We start from the raw sequence: 21,520 nt of genomic DNA on the forward strand, positions 1-21,520 counted from the left end.
GGCGGGTGGACCGTATCAGGCCACGTTGTTCTCGTAGTCGTGGTCCCGGGTCTCCCGGGACAGGTACAGGGCGATGAAGGTCGCAACCGCGGCGACGGTCAGGTAGGCCCCGACCAAAACGGTGCTTCCACCGGCCGCCCGCCACAGCGCCACGGCGATGAAGGACGCAGGAGCCGCACCGATCATGCTCGCCACGTTGTACGCCACGGCCGAGCCCGTGTAGCGCACGTTGGCCGGGAAGAGCTCGGGAAGCACCGCCGCCATGGGTCCGAACGTGAGTCCCATGAGAATGAAACCGAGGATCAGCAGCGCCATGATCCCGACGATCCCGGCCCCGAAGAGCGGTGCCCACAGCAGCCCGAACACGGCGATACCGACCGTGGTCGCGAGGAGCATCTTGCGCCGGCCGTAACGCTCTGCCAGCGGGCCCGAGATGAGCGTGAAGATCCCGAAGAACACCACGCCGATGATCAGCATCCACAGGAAGTCCGGCCTGCTCATGCCCAGCCCGGGGACGAAGTCGTCGATGTCGTTCTGGCCGAAGGTCCGTCCTGCCGCCTCGGCACGCTCCTGCGCCTGCTCGATGGTCGCCGGAGCAGTACCGTAGGTCAGCGTGAAGGCGGTCATGAAGTAGAAGAGCACGTAGGTCGCGAACATGATGAACGTGCCGAGCAGCAGTGGACGCCAGTGGGAGGCGAAGACCGTGCCGAGCGGGAGCTTGACCACGCGCCCGGACGTCTGGACCTTCTGGAAGGACGCGCTCTCGATGAGCTTGAGCCGGACGTAGAGGCCGACGATGACCATGATGGCGCTCAGCAGGAACGGCAGACGCCAGCCCCACTGCAGGAACTCCTCCGGGGTCAGGAGCGTGCTCAGGAGGACGAAGAGCAGATTCGCCAGGATGAAACCTATCGGTGCGCCGAGCTGGGGGAAGGTCCCGAAGATCGCTCGCTTCCCCTCCGGGGCATTCTCCGTGGCCAGCAGCGCAGCTCCGCTCCACTCGCCGCCCAGGGCCAGGCCCTGCAGGAAACGCAGGACCACCAGCAGGAACGGCGCCCAGAACACCCAGCCCGCACCCTCCGCCGTCGGCAGCACGCCGATGAGGAAGGTGGCGATGCCCATGGTGAGCAGCGAGGCCACCAGCGTCGCCTTCCGTCCGATCCTGTCCCCGAAGTGGCCGAACAGGATGGACCCGAGGGGCCTTGCCACGAAGGCGACGCCGAACACGGCGAAGGAGGACAGCAGCTGATTGGCCGAGGTCTGGTTGGGGAAGAACAGCGCGGGGAACACCAGGACGGCGGCCGTCGCGTAGATGTAGAAGTCGTAGAACTCGATCGTGGTACCGATCAGGCTCGCGAAGATCACGCGTCCCCTGGTGTTCCGGGGCGCTGTGGTTCCGCTGGTCCCGCTGTTCCCGGCGGAGGTCGAAGGCGTCATGGCGTGGACTTTCTCTAAGGAGGCGCCGGACCTACAGCCCGTCACGGCTCTCCGGAGGAGAGGCCACCGGGGCTGCTGATACGGCTGGTTGCTCATCAGTGTTCACCAGGGGAATCGTCGTGTCGACAATTCGGACGCCGGTGCGTAACACTCGTGCCACCGCCGTGTGGTCAGAGGTGCACGTGCAGGCGCCGGGCAGCCTCCGAGATGGAGCCGGTCAGCGAGGGGTACACCGTGAAGGTGCTGGCGACGTCGTCCACGTGGAGTTTCTTCGTCACGGCGAGAGCGAGCGGGAAGATGAGCTCGGAGGCGCGCGGACCGACCACGACGCCGCCGATCACGGTGCCGGAGCCCTTGCGCGATATCACCTTCACGAAGCCGTCCTTGACATTCATCATCTTCGCGCGCGGATTGGTGTGCAGGGAGAGCTTGACCACGTCGCCCTGGAAACGGCCCGACGCGAGATCCTCCTCCGTGACCCCGACAGTGGCGATCTCGGGCGAGGTGAAGATGTTCGACGCGACCTGCTTGAGCTTGATCGGGGTGACGGAGTCACCCATGAGGTGTGCGATGGCGATCCTGCCCTGCATCGCGGCCACGGATGCCAGGGCGAAGATACCGGTGCAGTCCCCCGCCGCGTAGATGTTCGACGCGGTGGTGCGCGAGACGCCGTCGACCTCGATGTGACCGGATTCGCTGAGCTGGACGCCGGCTTCCTCCAGGCCGATCCCGGCAGTACGCGGTACTGCCCCCACCGCCACGAGGCAGTGGCTGCCCTCGACCGTACGCCCGTCGGCCAGGTGGACGAGTACGCCGTCGTCGGTACGATCCACGGCACTGGCGCGCGACCGGGACAGGACGGTCATGCCGCGGTCCCTGAACACGCCCTCGAGGACCTCGGCTGCATCCGCGTCCTCGCCGGGAAGGACACGATCGCGGCTGGAGACCAGGGTGACCTTGGAGCCGAGGCCGTTGTAGGCGCTGGCGAACTCCGCGCCGGTGACGCCCGAGCCGACCACGATCAGGTGCTCGGGGATCTCGCGGAGATTGTAGAGCTGCGTCCAATTGAAGATGCGCTCGCCGTCGGGCTTGGCGCTGGGGAGTTCCCGCGGGGTGGCGCCGACCGCCAGGAGGACGGCGTCGGCCTCGATGATGCTCTTCCCACCGTCCTCCTCGACCTCCATGCGCAGGTCGTCCAGCAGCTTCCCGCTACCGATGATCACGCGCACTCCGAGTCGTTCGAGAGTCGCCCGGATGTCCGAGGACTGGTCGAGGGCGAGTTTCAGCAGTCGCTGATTCACCTTGTCCAGATCCGCGAAGACCGCGCTGTCCGCCGAGAACCGCACGCCGAGACCGGCGGCGTCCGTGAAGCGGGTCATGGTGTCGGCGGTGGCGATGAGCGTCTTGGACGGGACGACGTCCGTCAGGACCGCCGAGCCACCGAGCCCCTGGCGCTCGACGACGGTGACCTTGGCTCCCAGTGAAGCGGCGACCAGGGCGGCCTCGTATCCGCCGGGCCCTCCGCCGAGGACGGTCAGACGCAGCGAGCTGAGATCGAGTTGATTGGGCACGCACTGATTATGGCCCATACCACCGACACGCCGAAACGGTGCATGGCTGATCGATGCTTCGAGTACCGGTGCTCGACCACCGAAGGATGCCTGAACGAACAACGAGGCAGGCAGAGCGCCACGAGCGAGGGATCCGGTGCCCGCAGGGGGTACGTTGGATCCGTGAATTCCGAACCGTTCGATCTGGCCCGCGAGGCAGCCGACCAGATAGCCCGCGCCACCGGTGTGGACCACCACGACACCGCCCTCGTCCTCGGTTCCGGGTGGGGTGAGGCCGCCGAGCTGATCGGTGAGACCACCCACACGCTCGACGCCGCGGACATTGCCGGCTTCTCGGCCCCCGCCGTCGCCGGTCACACCGGCACCATCCGCTCCGTCCTGACCCCGGCAGGGTCCCGGGCGCTGGTCCTGGGGGCGCGCACGCACTTCTACGAGGGCAGGGGAGTCCGGTCCGTGGTGCACGGCGTGCGGACCGCCGCTGCCACCGGCGCGACGACGATGATCCTCACCAACGGCTGTGGCGGCCTGCAGGAGCACTGGCAGCCCGGCACTCCGGTCCTGATCAGCGACCACATCAACCTGACCGCGTCCTCGCCCCTGGAGGGTGCCACGTTCGTGGATCTGACCGATCTCTACTCGGCGCGCCTGCGCGAGGTGGCCCGCCGGGTCGATCCCTCGCTCGAGGAGGGTGTGTACGCCCAGTTCACCGGCCCGCACTACGAGACGCCCGCCGAGGTCCGGTACGCCAAGCGCATCGGTGCCGATCTGGTCGGCATGTCCACCGCGCTCGAGGCCATCGCGGCCCGGCACGCCGGGATGGAGGTCTTTGGGATCTCCCTGGTGACAAATCTCGCCGCCGGCATCAGTCCCGTACCGCTCGATCACTCCGAGGTGATCGAGGCCGGAGCACAGGCGGGCCCGCGCATCTCACGCCTGCTGGCCGATATCGTCGGCTCGCTCTAGCCGGACCTCGCTCCCGTGCACTCTCGACCCCGTCAGCCGCAGAACCTCGTTCAGCCACACCAGCACCCCGACGGCGCCGACCGTCGCCCGACGACAGGACCCCGATGACCCGCGCCGACCTGGAAGCACTCCTGTCCGCCAGCGACACCTGGGCCGCCGGCGACCCTGATCCGCAGACCGCCGCCGAGCTGCGGACCCTGACCACGCAGGTGCGCTCGGGCGACGACCCCTCGGCGGAGCAGGAGCTGCGCGACAGGTTCTCCGGGCCGCTGGCCTTCGGTACAGCGGGTCTGCGCGCAGCGCTCGGCGCGGGCCCCAACCGGATGAACCGCGTGGTGGTGCGCAGGGCCGCGGCCGGTGTCGCCGCCCACGCGCTGGAGCTGGCGGCCGGCGCCTACACCCCGCGCGCCGTCGTCGGCTTCGATGCGCGCCACAATTCGCGGATCTTCGCCGAGGAGACGGCTGCGATCTTCGCCGCCCGGGGCATCCAGACCTTCCTGATGCCGCGCGAGCTGCCCACCCCCGTGCTCGCCTACGCCATCCGGGCACTGGAGTGCGAGGTGGGCATCATGGTCACGGCGAGCCACAACCCGCCGCAGGACAACGGCTACAAGGTCTACCTCGGTGGCAGGGCCGTCGAGGAGGATGCGCGTGGGGTCCAGATCGTGGCACCCCACGACGCCGGTATCGCCGCCCACATCGACGCCGTGGGCGAGGTGGAACTCGCCGATGGCGGCTGGACGGTGCTGCCCGGGAGCATCGAGACCGACTACATCGCGTCGGTCTCCTCCCTCGCCGACCCGACGACGGGCCGGGACCTGCGGATCGTGCTCACCCCGCTCCACGGCGTGGGCGGCAGGACGGCGCTCTCGGTTCTCGCCACGGCCGGGTTCGACGACGTCACCGTCGTCGAGCGTCAGGCCGAGCCGGATCCGGACTTCCCCACGGTCGCGTTCCCGAACCCGGAGGAGCCCGGCGCGCTCGATCTCGCCCTGGAGACCGCAGCGCAGGTCGACGCCGATCTCGTGATCGCCAACGATCCCGATGCCGATCGCGTGGCCCTCGCCGCGCGCGAGCCGTCCACGGGAACCTGGCGCATGCTGCGCGGGGACGAGGTGGGCTCGCTGCTCGGTCTGCACCTGGTCGCCCGCCTCACCGGAGAGGCCGCGGATCCAGGGGGATCCGATGCAGGTCGGGGCACGGTGTTCGCCAACTCGATCGTCTCCTCGCGCCTCCTCGGCCGGATCGCGGAGTCCTCCGGTATCACCCATGTGAGGACCCTGACCGGGTTCAAGTGGATCGCGCGCGTCCACGACCTGTCGTACGGCTACGAGGAGGCTCTGGGGTACTGCGTGGCGCCGGAGCTCGTCCGCGACAAGGACGGCATCTCCGCCGCGCTCCTGCTGGCCGAACTCGCGGCGAGCACCAGGGCGGCGGGGCGCACGCTCTTCGATCTGCTGGACGACGCCTATCTTCTCCACGGCGTGCACGCCTCCGATCAGCTCTCGATCCGGGTCGAGTCGCTGGACCTGCTGGGCGAGCTGATGAGCCGACTGCGGCAGAACCCGCCGTCGTCCCTCGCGCAGTCACCGGTGCGGGTCGCAGAGGACCTCGCCGACGGTTCGGCCCAGCTGCCGCCGACGGACGGGCTCCTCTACCTCACCGAGGACGCCACGCGCGTCATCGTCCGGCCCAGTGGAACGGAACCCAAACTGAAGTGCTATCTCGAGGTCGTCGAAACCGTCGCGTCCGCAGACACCCTCGGGGCCGCCAAGGACGCCGCGCGCGCCCGGCTCGCGTCCGTCAAGGACGATGTCGCTGCGGCCCTCGGCGTCTGACAGGGAGTTCCGACGAGCGGCATGGAAAGATGGAATCATGCCTACCGACGTGTCCCTCGCCAGCTACATCGACCACACCCTGCTCAAGCCCGACGCGAGCCGTGAGCAGATCCTCACGCTGTGCCGGGAGGCGGTCGAGTACTCGTTCAAGTCCGTGTGCGTGAATCCCCTCTGGGTCGGCACGGTCCACACCATGGTCAAGGACAGCGGTGTCCTGACCTGCTCCGTGATCGGATTCCCGTTCGGCGCCACCACCACCGAGGTGAAGGTGTTCGAGGCCCGCGGGGCCGTCGCCGACGGCGCCGACGAGATCGACATGGTCATCGACATCGCTGCCGCGCGCGCCGGGGAGAAAGATGTCCTGGTCCGGGACATCCTCGCCGTGGCGGACGTCGTCCACGACCAGGGCGGCGTGCTCAAGGTCATCATCGAGACCTCCCTGCTCACCGACGAGCAGAAGGTCCTCGCCTGTGAGGCGGCGGTCGAGGCGGGGGCGGACTTCGTGAAGACCTCGACCGGTTTCAACGGAGGAGGTGCCACGGCCGCGGACGTCGCACTCATGCGCAGGACCGTGGGGCCGGACATCGGGGTCAAGGCCTCGGGTGGAGTCCGCTCGCTCGAGGATGCGCGCGCCATGATCGACGCCGGAGCAACCCGTATCGGTGCGAGCTCCGGAGTCGCTATCGTTAGTGGTGAGCGAAGCACAGCCGAGTACTGAGCAGGACCAGTCGAAATCTAGGAGAGCACATGTCGCACGAAGCCACCACCGCGCGGGAGTCCGCCAAGGAGCCGGAGCACGCAGGCGCAGGCCACCTCGTCGAGAACATCGTCGTCTTCTTGATCATGTTCGGCATGTTCCTGCTCGGTATCTACCTGCTGAGCTGGTTCACCCCGCAGAACGTGTGGCCGATGGGCGCGGTCATCGTGCTCGCCTTCATCGCGTTCTTCATCCCGCAGGGCATCCTCGGCCGCGCCGACACGGGCTACGACCTCGCCGAGGGGAAGCAGAGCGACGCCAAGGAGACCTCCGCGGGCGTCAGCTCCTGACGAGCTGGGTCGGCACGACGCGTCGATGCTGATGAAGTCGATGCTGATGAAGTCGATGCTGATGAAGGAGGCCGTCCCTGCGGGACGGCCTCCTTCGTTCATGGCGTGAAGACCGTCTCGAGGACATTCCCGGCCCACGACAGGATGTCGGCGTCCACCAGATCGCGGCCGCCGATCCGCGCGGTCTTCGGCTTGGGCACTAGCACCGCATTGAGGGCCGGTTTGATCGTGGCGCCCGGGTACAGGCGGGCGAGCCGCAGCTGCTTGGACTCGGGCAGATCGGCCGGCGAGAACTTGATGAAGTTCCCCTGGAGTGCCACGTCCGTGAGGCCGAGCGCACGGGCGGCCACGCGGAAGCGGGCGACGGCGACCAGGTTCTCCACCGCTGCGGGCGGCTCACCGTAGCGGTCCCGGAGTTCGGCGACCACCGCGTCGATGGCCTCGTCCGTCACGGCCGAGGCCAGTTTGCGGTACGCCTCGAGGCGGAGCCGCTCCCCCGGCACGTAGTCGTGCGGCAGGTGCGCGTTGACGGGCAGCTCGATCTTCATCTCCGCCGCCTTCTCCTCGGCCTCACCCCGGAAGGAGGCCACGGCCTCGCCGACGAGCCGGATGTAGAGGTCGAAGCCGACGCCCTGGATATGGCCCGACTGCTCCCCGCCGAGCATGTTCCCGGCCCCACGGATCTCCAGGTCCTTCAGGGCCAGCTGCATGCCGGCGCCGAGCTCGTTGTGCGCGGCGACAGCCTTCAGGCGCTCGAGCGCCACCTCCCCCAGCGGCTTCTCCGACGGATAGAGGAAGTAGGCGTACGCCCGCTCGCGTCCCCGGCCCACGCGGCCCCGGAGCTGGTGGAGCTGTGAGAGCCCGTAGGAGTCGGCGCGGTCCACGATCAGCGTGTTGGCGTTGGAGATGTCCAGGCCCGTCTCGATGATGGTGGTGCAGACCAGGACGTCGAAGCGCTTCTCCCAGAAGTCCACGATGATCTGCTCGAGCCGGGACTCCGTCATCTGCCCGTGGGCGACGGCGATGCGCGCCTCCGGGACCAGTTCCCGCAACTGCGCGGCGGTGCGATCTATCGACGAGACGCGGTTGTGCACGAAGAACACCTGACCCTCGCGCATCAGCTCGCGCCGGATGGCGGCGGAGGCCTGCTTGTGCGTGTACGGGCCCACATAGGTGAGCACGGGGTGGCGCTCCTCGGGCGGCGTCGCGAGCGTGGAGGTCTCGCGGATCCCCGTCAGGGACATCTCGAGCGTGCGCGGGATCGGCGTCGCGCTCATCGCCAGGACGTCGACGTTGGTGCGCATCTTCTTCAGCGCCTCCTTGTGCTCCACACCGAAGCGCTGTTCCTCGTCGACGATCACGAGGCCGAGGTCCTTGAAGGCCACCTCCCTGGAGAGCAGGCGGTGCGTGCCGATGACGACGTCGACCGCACCGGAGGCGAGTCCCTCGGTCGTCTCGCGTGACTGGCCCGCCGTCTGGAATCTCGACAGCGCACGGACGCGGACCGGGAAGCCGGAGAAGCGCTCGGAGAACGTCTCGAAGTGCTGCTGCACCAGGAGCGTCGTCGGCACGAGCACGGCGACCTGCTTGCCGTCCTGTACCGCCTTGAAGGCCGCGCGCACGGCGATCTCCGTCTTGCCGTAGCCGACGTCGCCGGAGACGAGCCGGTCCATGGGCACCTCGCGCTCCATGTCGGCCTTGACCTCGTTGATCGTGGTCAGCTGGTCCGGCGTCTCCACGTAGGGGAACGCCTCTTCCAGCTCACGCTGCCACGGCGTGTCGGGTCCGAACGCATGACCGCGCGAGGCCATGCGCGCCGAGTAGAGCCGGATCAGCTCACCGGCGATCTCCTTGACGGCCTTGCGCGCCTGGTTCTTCGTCCTGCTCCAGTCCGAGCCGCCCATCTTGCTCAGTGCGGGGGCATCACCGCCGACGTAGCGGGTCACCTGGTCCAGCTGATCGGTCGGGACGAAGAGCCGGTCACCGGGAGCACCGCGCTTCGAGGGGGCATACTCGAGCACGAGGTACTCGCGTGTGGCCCGGGTGGGACCGGCGCCCGTGGACCGCTGCATCAGTTCGACGAATCTCGCCACCCCGTGCTGCTCGTGGACCACGAAGTCGCCTTCCTTCAGCTGCAGCGGGTCGACCGCGTTGCGCCGGCGGGAGGGCAGCTTGCGCATGTCGCGCGTCCCCGCGGCGCTCGTGCGCCCGAGCAGATCCGCCTCGGTGAGCAGGCCCATCCTGAGTCCGTCCACCACGAAACCACGGCCCGCGCACGCGGTCGTGATCTCGATGACGCCCGGTTGCGGCGCGTCCTGCAGGGAGTCCACCGTGCGGGAGGGGATGTCGTTGTCGTGGAACAGCTCGGCGAGGCGCTTCGCCGGGCCGGGGCCCTCGGTGGCGACCACGACGCGCCACTGGTCCCGCACCCGGCTCCCGATGAAGTCCATCATCTCGGCCACGTCGCCCTGGTAGCCGCGCGGCTCCCGCGCGTGCAGACTGAAGCTGTCGACGTCGCTGAGCTCCTCGTCCGCGCCCAGGGACGTGATCTCCCACCAGGCGACGGCGTTCGCGAGCATGGCCTGGCGCGTGTCGGTGAGCGAGCGGAAGCCGGCCTCCTGCAGATCGAGACCGAGCCCGACGCCGAGATCGAGCGGCGCCGCCCCGCCGTCGGAGGCGGTGGACCACGCAGCGGCGAGGAACTCCTCGTTCGTGGCAGCGAGATCGTGCGCGCGCGTGCGTACCTTCTCGGGCTCGATCACCACGGCGATCGAGCCCGGCGGCAGCTGATCCGCGAACGGGACCATGGCGTCGACCAGCACCGGCGCGAGGGACTCCATGCCCTCCACCGCGATCCCGCCCGCGATCTTCTCCAGCATGTCCGCGGCCGCCGGGAGCTCGGCCCGCAGCTTCGCGGCACGGGACATGACCGCGGGCGTGATGAGGATCTCGCGGCACGGCGGGGCGTAGAGCGCCACCGGCGGCTCACCGGAGGTCAGCGAGCGCTGGTCGGCGACGGCGAACCAGCGCATCTGGTCCACCTCGTCGCCGAAGAAATCGATGCGCACCGGGTGGTCCTCGGTGGGCGGGAAGACATCGATGATGCCACCGCGCACAGCGAACTCGCCACGGCGCGTGACCATGTCCACGCGCGCGTAGGCCGCATCCGCGAGCGCCTTCACGACGTCGGAGAAGGCCACCTCGTCGCCGACCGTCAGAGAGACGGGTTCGAGCTCGCCGAGACCGGCGACGAGCGGCTGGACGACGGCACGCACGGGCGCCGTGATGACCCGCAGGGGCGCTCCCTCCGGATGGGCGAGCCGCCGCAGGACCGACAGCCGCCGGCCCACGGTGTCGGATCTCGGCGAGAGCCGCTCGTGGGGCAGCGTCTCCCAGCTCGGGAACTCCTCGATGGCGGTCCCGGGCAGGTAGCTGCGCAGTGCCGCCGCGAGATCCTCGGCCTCGCGGCCGGTCGCGGTGATGGCCAGGACGACCGGCGGAGCGGTCCCGTCGCGCTCCCCCACGGTATTCATACCCTCCAGGCCCTCCGCGATCTCGGTGATCAACGGAGCACGCATGCCCGCCGGCGCACCGATCCGCAGGTCGGCGCTCCGCTGGTCCACCGGACGCGAGGCATTGGTGCGGACGCGGGCATAGGACGCGTCCTCGGCGAGCGCGGCGCGCAATCCGTTCAGGCTCATCTGGGGCACTCCTCAGGCGTGGGTTCTTCCGCCGCCGGTCCCGGCTCCGGCACCAGGGATGCCCGGTGGTCGGGTGAGGGCGGCAGGACAGCACGAAGACCCGGGAACGTGGATCGCTACCGGGTGCGGATCAACACTAGCAAGGGCTCCCGACGCTTTCGTCGTCGGAAGCGCGGGAGCAGCGGCGAAACGGAGCCCACGCCGTAGGATGTCGAGGGAACCCGACCACTCCTGGCTGCCCGCCACCATCCTGCGGAGGATCAATGGCACTGAATGCTTCCACCACGCTCCCGTACGACGCCTCGAGGATCCTCGAGGTCTTCGTCGACGAGGGCTTCGTGCGGCACATGAGCGAATACGTGGGCGGGTCGCTCGAATCGCTCACCATCGACGGCGATACGGCCGGAGCATTCACCCTCACCATCGTGCGGACCCTGCCCACGGACCGTCTTCCCGACATGGCGCGCAAGTTCGTCGGCGAGTTGCTCTCCGTCACCCAGACGGAGCGATGGGCTCCGCCGTCCCCCGACGGCAGCCGGGAGTCGGCACTGGAGATGACGGTGACCGGAGCGCCGGTGAAGGTCACCGCCGTCCAGCGGCTGCTCTCCGAGGGTACGGACACCGTCGTGGACCTGCACGGGACCGTCTCCTCGTCCGTCCCCTTCCTCGGGGGCAGGATCGCCGCCGCCGCCGAACCGATGATCGGCAAGGCGCTGAACGTCCAGGCCGCCGAAGCCCGCAGATGGCTCGAACGCCGTTGATCCGCCCCCGCCCAGCCTGCACGTCGTCGCGAAAGTCACCGAAGTGAATCTCCCCACTCCCCTGGCCCTCATCCTGATCCTCTCCGGCGCCTGGTCGCTCGTCGTCTGGCCGCCGTTCCTGCGCCGTGTCCTGAAGGATCCGCGGTCCCGTGACGAGCACGGCCGGAGCACACGATTCCGCACGGTCCACATCATGCTGGTCTCGACGTCGATGATCCTCGGCGCTGCGACCCTCGTCATCGGCATCCGCGCACTCATCGCCTGAGCATTTCTCCGCGCCCGCACACCACGTGCCCTACTGAGGAAGAGGCCCTTGTGGCACACGAGAACTCCCCGGAGCCCGTCCGCGCACGAGCTGTCATCCTCCAGCGTCCCAGCTACCCCGAGTACCTGCGCATCAGTGAACTCATGCGCAAGGAGACGGTGGGAGGCATCCTCCTGCTCATCGCGGCGGTCCTCGCGCTGGCCTGGGCCAACTCGCCGTGGGGGGACACGTACTTCGCCATCCGTGATTTCGAGTTCGGCTACGAGCCGTGGCATCTGCGGCTCTCCGTGGGTGCGTGGGCGTCGGACGGGCTGCTGGCGGTCTTCTTCTTCCTGACCGGTCTCGAACTCAAGCGGGAATTCGTCGCGGGGGACCTGAGGAAGATCAGCCGTGCCATCGTCCCGGTGGCCGCGGCCTTCGGTGGCGTCGTCGTGCCGGCCCTGATCTACACGGCGGTCAATCTCTCCTCCCCCGAGACCCTGCGCGGCTGGGCCATCCCGACGGCGACGGACATCGCCTTCGCCCTCGCGGTCCTGGCCGTCATCAGTTCGCACCTGCCCGGCGCCCTCCGGCTGTTCCTGCTGACGCTGGCCGTCGTCGACGACCTGATCGCCATCGCGATCATCGCGTTCTTCTACTCCGAGGACGTCAGCCTCGCCTTTCTGCTGTGGATGCTCGTGCCGCTCGGCCTGTTCGCCCTCCTGGCGCAGAGCAGGCCGAAGTTCTTCGGCAGGACCACACGGGGGCCCTGGCTGATCCTGCTGCCCCTCGGTGTTGCCACCTGGGCCCTCATGCACGCCTCCGGCGTGCATGCGACCGTCGCCGGTGTGCTGCTCGGCTTCTGCGTACCCGTGCTGCGCCGTAAGCCCAACGGCAAGGCGGCGCTGCCGCGACGGAACAAGCCCGGGCTGGCCGAGGTGCTGGAGCATCGGTTCCGCCCCCTCTCCACGGGCTTCGCGGTACCGGTCTTCGCGTTCTTCTCCGCGGGCGTCGCGATCGGCGGTGCCGAGGGGTTCGTCTCCGCGCTCTCCGATCCGGTCCTCATCGGCATCGTGCTCGGACTCGTTCTCGGCAAGCCGATCGGGGTCCTGCTGACCACCCTCATCGTCACCAGGACGACGAAGGCCAATCTGGATCCCGGGCTGAGCTGGTGGGATCTGCTCGGCGTCGGGATCCTGGCGGGCGTGGGCTTCACCGTCTCGCTCCTGGTCAACGATCTCAGTTTCGGGGCAGGCTCACCCCATGACGACCACGCCAAGGTCGCGATCCTCCTGGCGTCGCTCACCTCCGCGCTGCTGGCCACCGTCGTCCTGCGCAGCCGCAACAGGCGGTACCGCGCCATGGCCGAGGAGGAGAAGATCGACTCCGACGACGACGGCGTACCCGATGTCTTCGAGAACCGTGACTGAGAGCCCCGCGGCCGAGCGGCCGAGGGCCAGATGTGCCGGTACCTCCCCGGGCTCGGGCGAGGCCGTACGGCAACGCTCGATCATCCTGACCCAGATGGGACTCACCGCGATCCTGATGATCACGGTGCTGCTCGGGCTGGTCACCGACGACGCCGACGCGTTGCCCGCCTTCTTCCTTGCCGGTGCGCTGCTCAGCCTCGGCGTCAGCACGAGCGCCGCCGTCCTGCCGTGGTGCAGACTGCATCCGCGATGGTCCCTCGTACTGCCCCTGCTGAACTTCCTGGTGGTCGGGCTCGTACGGTTCGGCGCAGGAGAGACCCTCTCCGGCGTGGGTCTGCTCGCTGCCCTTCCTGCCGTCTGGATCGGAGCGTCGCACCTGGGCACGGCAAGCGCCGTCGCCCTGACCTTCGGTGCCACGGCAGTGCTCGTCTCGCTGCCGCCGATCCTTCGGGCCGCTCCGGTGCTCGGTGGAGGAATCGTCGGCCTGGTGCTGTTGCCGGTGGTACTCACGGGCCTCACGTGGTTCGTCTCCAGCCTCACGAAGGAGAACCGACGGAGCCAGGAGGCCGTGCTGGTCTCCGAGCGGGCCCTGCGCAGAAGCGTCCAGGACGTACGCATGCGCGAGCGACTCCTCCGCACTGTCCTGGAAACCGTCCGGGTGGGACTCCTCGTGGTCGACCCGGACGGCCACGACACGCTGATGAACGCCCGCCAGCGGGAACTGCACAATACCGCGGCACCCGAGGACAACGCCGATCCCGACGAGAGTCAGCTGCTCCTCTACGGGCCGGATCGCGTCAGCGCCCTGACCCCGGCCGAGCGCCCGGTCCACCGCGCCATCAGCGGGGAGGATCTGGAGGACGTGCAGATCTGGGCCGGGGACCCTCCCGCCCAGCGCGCCATCAGTGTCTCCTCGAGGAGCATGCGCGACGACGACGGATCCCTGGCAGGAACCGTGGTGTCCTTCAACGACATCACCGATCTCATGCTCGCCCTGCAGTCCAAGGATCACTTCCTCTCGAACATCTCGCATGAATTCAGAACACCCCTGACCTCGATCCTCGGCTATCTCGACGTGACCCTCGAACTCGGTGGGGAACTTCCCGAGGAAGCCGTCGGCTACCTGGAGATCGCCAGGCGCAACGCCATGCGGCTGGAGCGGCTGGTCGAGGACTTCCTGGCCATCAACGCCGGTACCTTCGAGGTCCGGCCTGTCCCCACCGATGTGGGCGCGGTCCTCGCCGACGCCGCTGCATCGTCCCTCGTGCGCGCGAACCGGGCGGGGATAACGCTGACCAATCGCGCACCTGCCTCGCTATCGGCCGTCGTGGACGGTGAGCGCATCGGACAGGTCGTCGACAATCTGCTCAGCAATGCCGTGAAGTACAACAGGCCCGGCGGCGACGTCACGCTGGATGCGTCCATGGACGACGGCGAACTGCGGATCACGGTGGAGGACACCGGCATCGGTATCGCGCCGGAGGAACTCCAGCAGGTGTTCGACCGCTTCTTCCGCTCGGCGTCGATCCGCTCGTCGGCGACCGGGGTCGGTCTGGGCCTGCTGATCACCAGGAGCATCATCAGCGAGCACCACGGATCCATCTCGGTGACCAGCGAGCTCGGTGTGGGGACCCGCTTCTCGATCGCCCTACCCCAGTGATCCCCGATCATGGGCGCCTGGTGGACCCTCGCCCACGTACTATCAGGCGTTGGATGCGAGCAGGGACTCCTCCAGCGCCACCCACGCCAGCATGGCGCACTTGACGCGGGCCGGGAACCGGGAGACCCCGGCGAAGGCCGCGGCATCGCCGAGCACCTCCTCGTCGGCCTGAACCCTCCCGCGCGAGCGCAGGACGTCCCGGAAGGTGTCCACCAGGGGCATCACCTCGTCGCGCGAGAGACCCTGCATGAGATCTGTCAGCACGGACGCCGACGCCATGGAGATCGCGCAGCCGGCTCCGTCCCAGCTCACGGAGGTCACCGTGCCTCCCGCCACGCCCGCGCGCAGCGTGATCTCGTCCCCGCAGACGGGATTGAGCTGATGCGACTCGCCGTACCTGACCTCGCCGCCACCGTCGTCGTCCCGCAGGGGGGATCCGTGCCGGGCCCGTGCGTGGTCGAGGATGATCTGCTGGTACAGCTGTTCGAGATCCGAACTCATCGGGTGGCTCCGAAGAACGTACGGATCCCTGAGACCGCGTCCAGGAACGCGTCCACCTCGTCCGTGGTGTTGTAGAGATAGGTGCTCGCGCGCGTGGTCGCCGTGAGTCCCAGCCGGCGGTGGAGTGGCTGCGCACAGTGGTGGCCCACGCGCACGGCGATTCCCCTGGCGTCGAGGAACTGCCCGACGTCGTGGGCGTGCACGCCGTCGACGTCGAACGCCGCGAGCCCGATGCGCGGCAGACCTGCCGCCGGACCGAGCACGCGGATGCCCTCGATCTCACCCAGGCCCGCGACCAGCCGCTCCCCCAGGCGTAGCTCCCAGTCCTCGACGCGCTGCATCCCGGTCTCGCCGAGATACCGGGCGGCAGCACCGAGGGCGACTGCCTGCGAGATGCGCTGGGTGCCCGCCTCGAAACGGTTCGGCGCCTGCAGGTACTCGGCCCGCTCCATCGTGACCGTGGTGATCATCGAGCCGCCGGTCAGGAAGGGCGGCATCGAGTTCAGGAGCTCGGCGCGACCGTAGAGGGCACCGATACCCGTGGGTCCGAGCATCTTGTGGCCGGAGAAGACGAGGAAGTCGACGTCGAGCGCCTTCACATCGACCGGGAGGTGCGGCACGGACTGGCAGGCGTCCAGCAGTGTCAGCGCCCCCACGGCGCGCGCGAGGCGGACGAGCTCGGAGACGGGATTGATGGTACCGAGCACGTTGGAGGCGTGGGAGAACGCCACGATCCTGGTCCTGGGATCGATCACCTCGCGGGCAGTCTCGAGTCTCAGGACGCCGTCGTCGTCGATCGGCACGAACCGCAGTTCGGCACCCGTGCGCGCCGCAAGTTCCTGCCAGGGAATCAGATTGGCGTGGTGTTCCATCTCGGTGACGACGATGGAGTCGCCCGGGCCCAGGGCGAAGCGGCGGGCGGCCTCTCCCCCTCGACCGAGGGAGGCATTGGACATCGCGTAGGCCACGAGGTTGATGCCCTCGGTGGCGTTGGAGGTCCAGACGATCTCGTCGGCCCGAGCTCCGATGAAGCCGGCGACCGTTGCCCGGGCATCCTCGTACGCGTCCGTGGCGTCCACGGCGAGGGTGTGGGCACCGCGGTGTACTGCTGCGTTGCGTTGCTCGTAGAACTCCTGCTCCGCCTCCATCACGCTCACGGGATTCTGCGAGGTGGCACCGGAGTCGAGATACACGAGCGGCCTGCCGTTCACCTCGGTGCCCAGGATCGGGAAGTCATTGCGGATGCTGTACACCTCGGTGTCCGTCATCCCCCCTGCACGCTGGGTCGCGGGGGCTCTGAGCGTCACGGGTGTTTCGATCACGGGCACGCGGGACTCCTCGGATCAGTCGGTACTCCCCGCGCCAATTACGCAAGGACTCGCTGTGCTAATCCTGCCACCTGAGTGTGGCGCACGGCATCCCAGTGCAACCTAAGGAGGACCGGTGAGTCCAGGTGTCGCCCTACCTGGCCCAGAGAAAGGGATGGGGTGTCGAGCCGCGGTGATTGCGCCCCGCCTGATGCTCCCGGCGTCTCGCTCAGGTTTCGTGTGGCTCAGTGGGCCCACGTATATGGAACCGCAGTGACACCATCATCGAGGACTATCCTGGGCGGAGTTTTGATCGTGTTGTCATTGGACGTGCGGTAACTGTAGGGGGTGAGCACGAGCATCCGCTTCCCCTTTCCAATGGGGCCTGACTGACTCCCGCTGATCCATTCATCCGTGGTCGCCCCGATGACGGTGAGCTTCCCGTCCGACCTGTTGGACATGAAATTGATGTGTCGGCGCGAGTAGGAACTGTGCATCACTGGCTGATGATGCACGATGTTGAAACTTTCCTCGTGGTTGATGCCTGTCACATTTCGGATCGACTGCAGGTTCCACGTCTGCGCGTTGTCGGAATACCAGAAGGTGGGCATGCCGACTTCGGAGTCGTGCGTCAGCACGTTGAAGAGTCTGGCACCGTCGTGGTTGTTGTAGCCGATGGGCGACGCGCCGACGATCGGTCCCCTGATTCGGGAACTGAACGAATCACCGGTCCATCGGTAACCGTCGATCTCGACGTCGCGCGTCACCGACTCACTTCCGCGCCACCAATTGAGCCCGAAAGTTTCACCCGGCGGCGTGCCCGCGTCTCCTGGGACACCCGTGATCAGTAGATTCTCGACTCGCGTACCGGGCGAGGAATTGCCCACCATGATCCCGTTGTAAAGGTGCCCCTGTTCGGTGCCCTGAAGCCAGAAGTTCGAGAGGATCTGACCCTGGCCGTCGTTCATGCGCAGCAGGTAGAGCTGATTCGTACCACCGGCGCTCTGGGCCGGGACTGTCTCGCCGAAGCTCGACGTGTTCGCCTTCATACGGATGATTGTGTCGCGTCCTTCGCCGATAATTCCCTTGACAGTCGGCGGAACGCGGATCGCGGCATTCTGGTTGCGAAAATTGGAGACCTCGAAAACGCCGGCAGGGAGCTTGAGCACTTTTCCAGCGAGCTCAGGTTTGGCGAGGACGGTATTGATGCTCTCGCCCGGTTTGGCTACATCGGACCACAATGCCCAATTACCCCCAGGAGCCGGAACAGGCGGAGCCGGAACAGGCGGAGCCGGAACAGGCGGAGCCGGAACAGGCGGAGCCGGAACAGGCGGAGCCGGAACAGGCGGAGCCGGAACAGGCGGAGCCGGAACAGGCGGAGCCGGAGTATTTGGTTTCGCCACCCAGAATCGCGCCCCCTCGTCCATCCACCCAGCCTGTGTCAGTGCTGCACGCTCCATGTCGGAGGTCACGAACCGATGCGTGTCTCCCTTGAGGAGTCGGTACACAGGAATCCCGCAGTCGAGTGGGGTGGTGGACGCGTAGAAGGCGAGGTGCTGAGCCAGATAAGAGTGCTCGGCTTTCGCCTTCTCGTACTCTCCCGTCCCCGGAGTGTCCGGGATCCATGAAAAGTTGCCGTTGCGGTACAACCGGTAGACAGGCTGAAGCGAGTCGGACGGCGCAGCGGCAGCCCTGAATGCCTGGCCGCGATTGTCCGAAAACCCGTACTCCGACTTGGCGCGCTCCACCTCCGACAGGGAGGAAGTCAGAAGAGTCGCCCCGGTATCCGGATTGATGCTCCGATAGATGCTTGTTTCCATAGCCTCACAGGCGTCTGTCTCCGGCGATGTCGCCATGGAAGCCGTTCCTGTGAGGGGTAGCAGGGGCAGCACGAGCAGCGAGCCGATGAAACCGGTAGTTGTTTTCCTCATGAAGGGTCCTTCGTCAGATGCGACGAGCTGCAGGAACACCAGAACGTGTTCGAGCGCGCTCCTGGCAACTAAGCCCAGCCCTTAGTCAGCGGTGCACCAATGCGTCGGCATCGGAGGCACGGCGGGTTGACACTGCCGAAACCGTCCGGCCGAATCCTCAGTCGGCCTTCACCGCCACGGCGGACCCACTCTGAGCCGTGGGCGACCGCCTGACGTCGTCGCTATGTGAGGACGATCGACTGTCCCGTGATCAGCAGAGACTGTATCACGGGTTGACGATGCCGTCGGACCGCTGTTCCTACGCTACAAAAATGCCACGGAACTCCACCGGCGGGTATGCGTAATAATTCCGACACAGGGAGAAGTAGCCGCCCCTGTACAGACTGGAATGCGCCGTAAGAGTGCCGCCTCCACCATCGAGCCGGGTGCACGCTACGGTGTCGGCCGATACGTCGATACGGAAGCTCATCCATTCGCCCGGAACAGGGGGCTCGGTTGCAGCGCGGCCCAACTCGTAGCCGTCCACGGCCTCCGCGACCCGCCCGAACAGGGCGAACTCCCCATCTCGGTTGATAATCAGGTGGTATCCCCCGGATGCCGAAGGCTCCCGGACGCGATAGACGGAGTCGTCATGCTGCCCGAATGCGACGCCCGCATGATCGTTGCCCCGGGGTAGTGCTTCGGGCCACCGCATCTCGAACGTGATGCTGTGATCAATGGATGTGATAGGACAGAGCGATCCCATGCAGTAGCTCGCTTTGTCCTTATGGTCGATGAGGATCGAGGATCTTGCACTGCTGATCTCTGGTTGGTGACTCCACGCAAGTGCCCACGGAAGGTCTCCATCGCCGCGCAGGCCTGTCGCGAAGACGTCGGAGGTGTTGCGTGCGGTGGACGCTGTGACGTAAGGAATGTTGGAGCACATCATTCCTCGCACTCCGAGACTAACAAGTCGGTCCCGGGTCGAACGGGTGTGTACCTCCCACGCCATGACGGGCTTTCCGAGCCCTACGATCGTACGGACGAGGTCGTCGGAGGCGGAATGGTGGATCCCGATGAGATCGTATCGCCCAGCCACGCCGGTGAGTGGCGTCCGTTCGGCGACCGCGAGATCGTCACCGGTCAGATATCCCCAGGTCATGTAACCGCGGTCAGTCACCTCGACCGGGATGTCGGTCAGTGCCGGCTGTTTCCACACGAAGTGCCGGGTGGACTCGGGGTACGAGTCCATGAGATCGAGCAGTTCGACAGTGTTCGTGGCTTGCTTGTCCTCGACGAAGATAACGGCGTTCGCAGCGTGCTTGTCCAGAACGTCGCGGAGGCGAGGGATGGGAAGCAGTAAACTGTTCGGTCCGAGCCAGGGCCTGGCATCATTCTGAAGTTTGCTCAATTCCTCCAGGGTCGTCTCGGCAATGAGACGGTCGACACCGGTCATCCTGAGCGTGTTCAGGTCGTGGTGACAGACCAACTCGCCGTCCGCTGTCGCGCTGAGCGAAATCTCTATCGCTCTCGCCCCTGCTGCAAGTGACTGGGCGTATGCCTCCGCCGTATGTTCAGGCCAGTTGTCCATGGATCCACGATGGGCTACATAAAACACCGGGTCTTCGAGCATACTGTCGACGGTGTGCACTGCTTGTCGTTTCGGACCGGGCGTCACCTCGGAACACCCCACGAGCACGATTGCGCTCGTGGTGAACGCCAGAAAGTCTCGCCGGGACGGGAGCCCATGCGGGCCCTGGGTTGCTTGCATGGACCTAGCGTCCGATCCAGGACGTAGGGACTCGGGCATTCACCCTTCTGGCGACGACGGCCCGGCGTCCATCGGAGTCCGCGCGATATCCACCCACTTCCCGAGAGGTGACCCTTGGGCTCTCACGGGACCGCTCGGCGGCGACCACGACGAGCGCGACGATCGTCCACACGACGATGCCGGCGACCGAACGCGTCGCCAGACCGCTATAGGTCTGGGGTACGAACACGACGACCAGCCCTGCCAGCGTCAACCCTGGGACGGCTTGCCTCGAACGGTTGACCAGCACCAGCGTCAGCAATGACCCGAAGTAGAGGACAGCGAAGACGATGCCGATATCCACCGCATACATCAGTATCGAACTCTCGAAGGTCGTCTGAAGACCGGCGTAATCCGCGGCCTCATAACTGGAACCTATTCCGTCACCGGTGATGAGATACCGGCTCCAGTCGCGCAGGAACACTGCGTAGGCGTCGTTCCTGGCCTCAGCAGAGCCGGTATCGTCGGCAACCCGACCGAGCAGACCCTGTCCCAGTGGCGAGATCAGGAGGGGAATGAAGCCTGCACCGATGACCGATAGTGCGAGAACCCTAGTTGACGCGCGGTGCCTCGAGGCTGCTATCGCGTAGACGGCCCCGGCCGCAGCCACCACCAGGCCCACGCGCGACTGACTGATCAGCACGCCGCTGATGAACAGCGCGATCAGCGGGACCGCAATGGCGAGACTGCGGACACCCGCGACGAGGGGCATGAGCGCGCAAAGGACGAGGGACAGGGCGAGGGGCTGGTCGAAGGTTCCCATCCACCGTTGCGTGTCGGGATTGAACCAAAATTGGGTGAGGAACCCTGCCTCGTAGAACAGCACGTCCTGGGCAAACCACTGGCAGACCGCTACGACCGTGACGATGGCAGCGAAGACCAGCAAGACTGTCCGGAGAACCGGAAGGAGACTCGGCATCCCAGCACCCGTGGAGATGATCAGCAGGAAGAGGACGACCGGAGCGACCATCTGATCGACGAACAGAACCACTCCACCGGATTCCTGGACGGTCCTGGTGGTCAGGAAGGACACGGCGAGGACAAGGGCGAGGACAAGGAAGACGTACGCATGCCTGCCGATTGCGCGCATCAGCGATCGTGGATCACACGCAAGCTGCACGCCGAAGATGGCGAATATGAGCCACGACGCGGCATGGAAGGTCCATGGACCGAACCGCTGCCCCGTGAGCAGGTAGCTTCCCACGGTCGGAACGAAGAACCAGAGCGCCACGACGAGGATGATCGCGACGAGGGGGCGGGTCCGGAGGAGCCCGGCCGTCAGGACGCACAGAGCTATCCATCCGAGCAACTGCATCTCAGTGCCGTCCTCCTCCGGCCGG

At 67.0% G+C, this 21,520-nt stretch carries 16 protein-coding genes; 8 read left to right on the forward strand and 8 right to left on the reverse strand.

The window, feature by feature from the left end:
* Positions 1–15: 15 nt before the first annotated feature.
* Both E8P82_RS03030 and E8P82_RS03035 read right to left on the reverse strand, forming a co-directional pair.
* Positions 16–1,437 carry an MFS transporter gene (locus E8P82_RS03030; RefSeq protein ID WP_136453019.1) on the reverse strand — a complete coding sequence of 474 codons (1,422 nt, stop codon included), beginning with the start codon at positions 1,435–1,437 and terminating at the stop codon, positions 16–18.
* 170 nt (positions 1,438–1,607) lie between these two features.
* The gene (locus tag E8P82_RS03035) at positions 1,608–3,026 is read right to left on the reverse strand and encodes an NAD(P)H-quinone dehydrogenase (protein ID WP_136453020.1); all 1,419 of its coding nucleotides are present in this window, start codon (positions 3,024–3,026) and stop codon (positions 1,608–1,610) included.
* Between the two features lie 144 nt (positions 3,027–3,170).
* Between E8P82_RS03035 and E8P82_RS03040 the strand changes: the two genes are divergently transcribed.
* The 4 genes from E8P82_RS03040 (at position 3,171) to E8P82_RS03055 (ending at position 6,856) form a co-directional block, all read left to right on the forward strand.
* On the forward strand, positions 3,171–3,971 hold the full coding sequence (locus tag E8P82_RS03040) for a purine-nucleoside phosphorylase (RefSeq protein ID WP_246020914.1): 801 nt from the start codon (positions 3,171–3,173) through the stop codon (positions 3,969–3,971).
* A 104-nt stretch (positions 3,972–4,075) separates the two neighbouring features.
* Positions 4,076–5,809: a phospho-sugar mutase gene (locus E8P82_RS03045; protein WP_136453022.1), complete on the forward strand. Its 1,734-nt coding sequence runs from the start codon at positions 4,076–4,078 to the stop codon at positions 5,807–5,809.
* Positions 5,810–5,846: 37 nt separating this feature from the next.
* On the forward strand, positions 5,847–6,527 hold the full coding sequence (deoC, locus tag E8P82_RS03050; protein ID WP_246020915.1) for a deoxyribose-phosphate aldolase: 681 nt from the start codon (positions 5,847–5,849) through the stop codon (positions 6,525–6,527).
* 29 nt (positions 6,528–6,556) lie between these two features.
* Complete coding sequence (locus E8P82_RS03055) at positions 6,557–6,856, forward strand: hypothetical protein (protein WP_136453024.1); 300 nt, start codon at positions 6,557–6,559, stop codon at positions 6,854–6,856.
* A gap of 98 nt (positions 6,857–6,954) precedes the next feature.
* Here E8P82_RS03055 and mfd read toward each other — a convergent pair whose 3' ends face one another.
* Positions 6,955–10,557 (reverse strand): transcription-repair coupling factor, encoded by a 3,603-nt coding sequence (gene mfd / locus E8P82_RS03060; RefSeq protein WP_136453025.1) that lies wholly within the window; start codon positions 10,555–10,557, stop codon positions 6,955–6,957.
* A gap of 263 nt (positions 10,558–10,820) precedes the next feature.
* Between mfd and E8P82_RS03065 the strand changes: the two genes are divergently transcribed.
* Genes E8P82_RS03065 through E8P82_RS03080 form a run of 4 tightly spaced genes read left to right on the forward strand, consistent with a single transcriptional unit; the run spans position 10,821 to position 14,652 of the window.
* Positions 10,821–11,318 carry a DUF2505 domain-containing protein gene (locus E8P82_RS03065; RefSeq protein ID WP_136453026.1) on the forward strand — a complete coding sequence of 166 codons (498 nt, stop codon included), beginning with the start codon at positions 10,821–10,823 and terminating at the stop codon, positions 11,316–11,318.
* Positions 11,319–11,361: 43 nt separating this feature from the next.
* Positions 11,362–11,583, forward strand: coding sequence for an SCO4848 family membrane protein (locus E8P82_RS03070; protein ID WP_136453027.1), 222 nt, complete (start codon positions 11,362–11,364; stop codon positions 11,581–11,583).
* Positions 11,584–11,633: 50 nt separating this feature from the next.
* Positions 11,634–12,992 (forward strand): Na+/H+ antiporter NhaA, encoded by a 1,359-nt coding sequence (nhaA, locus tag E8P82_RS03075; protein WP_136453028.1) that lies wholly within the window; start codon positions 11,634–11,636, stop codon positions 12,990–12,992.
* Positions 12,985–14,652, forward strand: coding sequence for a sensor histidine kinase (locus tag E8P82_RS03080; protein ID WP_168796470.1), 1,668 nt, complete (start codon positions 12,985–12,987; stop codon positions 14,650–14,652). The genes nhaA and E8P82_RS03080 overlap by 8 nt, the downstream gene beginning before the upstream one ends.
* Before the next feature lie 42 nt (positions 14,653–14,694).
* Here the strand turns inward: E8P82_RS03080 and sufU are convergent, their stop codons facing one another.
* The 5 genes from sufU to E8P82_RS03105 form a co-directional block, all read right to left on the reverse strand.
* Complete coding sequence (gene sufU / locus E8P82_RS03085) at positions 14,695–15,153, reverse strand: Fe-S cluster assembly sulfur transfer protein SufU (protein WP_136453030.1); 459 nt, start codon at positions 15,151–15,153, stop codon at positions 14,695–14,697.
* A complete protein-coding gene (locus tag E8P82_RS03090; protein WP_136453219.1) occupies positions 15,150–16,421 on the reverse strand; it encodes a cysteine desulfurase in 1,272 nt (423 codons plus the stop codon). The genes sufU and E8P82_RS03090 overlap by 4 nt, the downstream gene beginning before the upstream one ends.
* Positions 16,422–16,705: 284 nt before the next feature.
* Positions 16,706–18,391, reverse strand: a complete 1,686-nt coding sequence (locus tag E8P82_RS15135) for a hypothetical protein (RefSeq protein ID WP_211096784.1) — start codon at positions 18,389–18,391, stop codon at positions 16,706–16,708.
* A gap of 298 nt (positions 18,392–18,689) precedes the next feature.
* A complete protein-coding gene (locus tag E8P82_RS03100) occupies positions 18,690–20,021 on the reverse strand; it encodes a glycerophosphodiester phosphodiesterase (RefSeq protein ID WP_168796471.1) in 1,332 nt (443 codons plus the stop codon).
* A gap of 124 nt (positions 20,022–20,145) precedes the next feature.
* Positions 20,146–21,495, reverse strand: a complete 1,350-nt coding sequence (locus tag E8P82_RS03105; protein ID WP_136453032.1) for a hypothetical protein — start codon at positions 21,493–21,495, stop codon at positions 20,146–20,148.
* Between the last annotated feature and the right edge of the window lie 25 nt (positions 21,496–21,520).

This window comes from Arthrobacter echini (assembly GCF_004803505.1).
GTDB classification, from domain to species: Bacteria; Actinomycetota; Actinomycetes; order Actinomycetales; family Micrococcaceae; genus Arthrobacter_D; species Arthrobacter_D echini.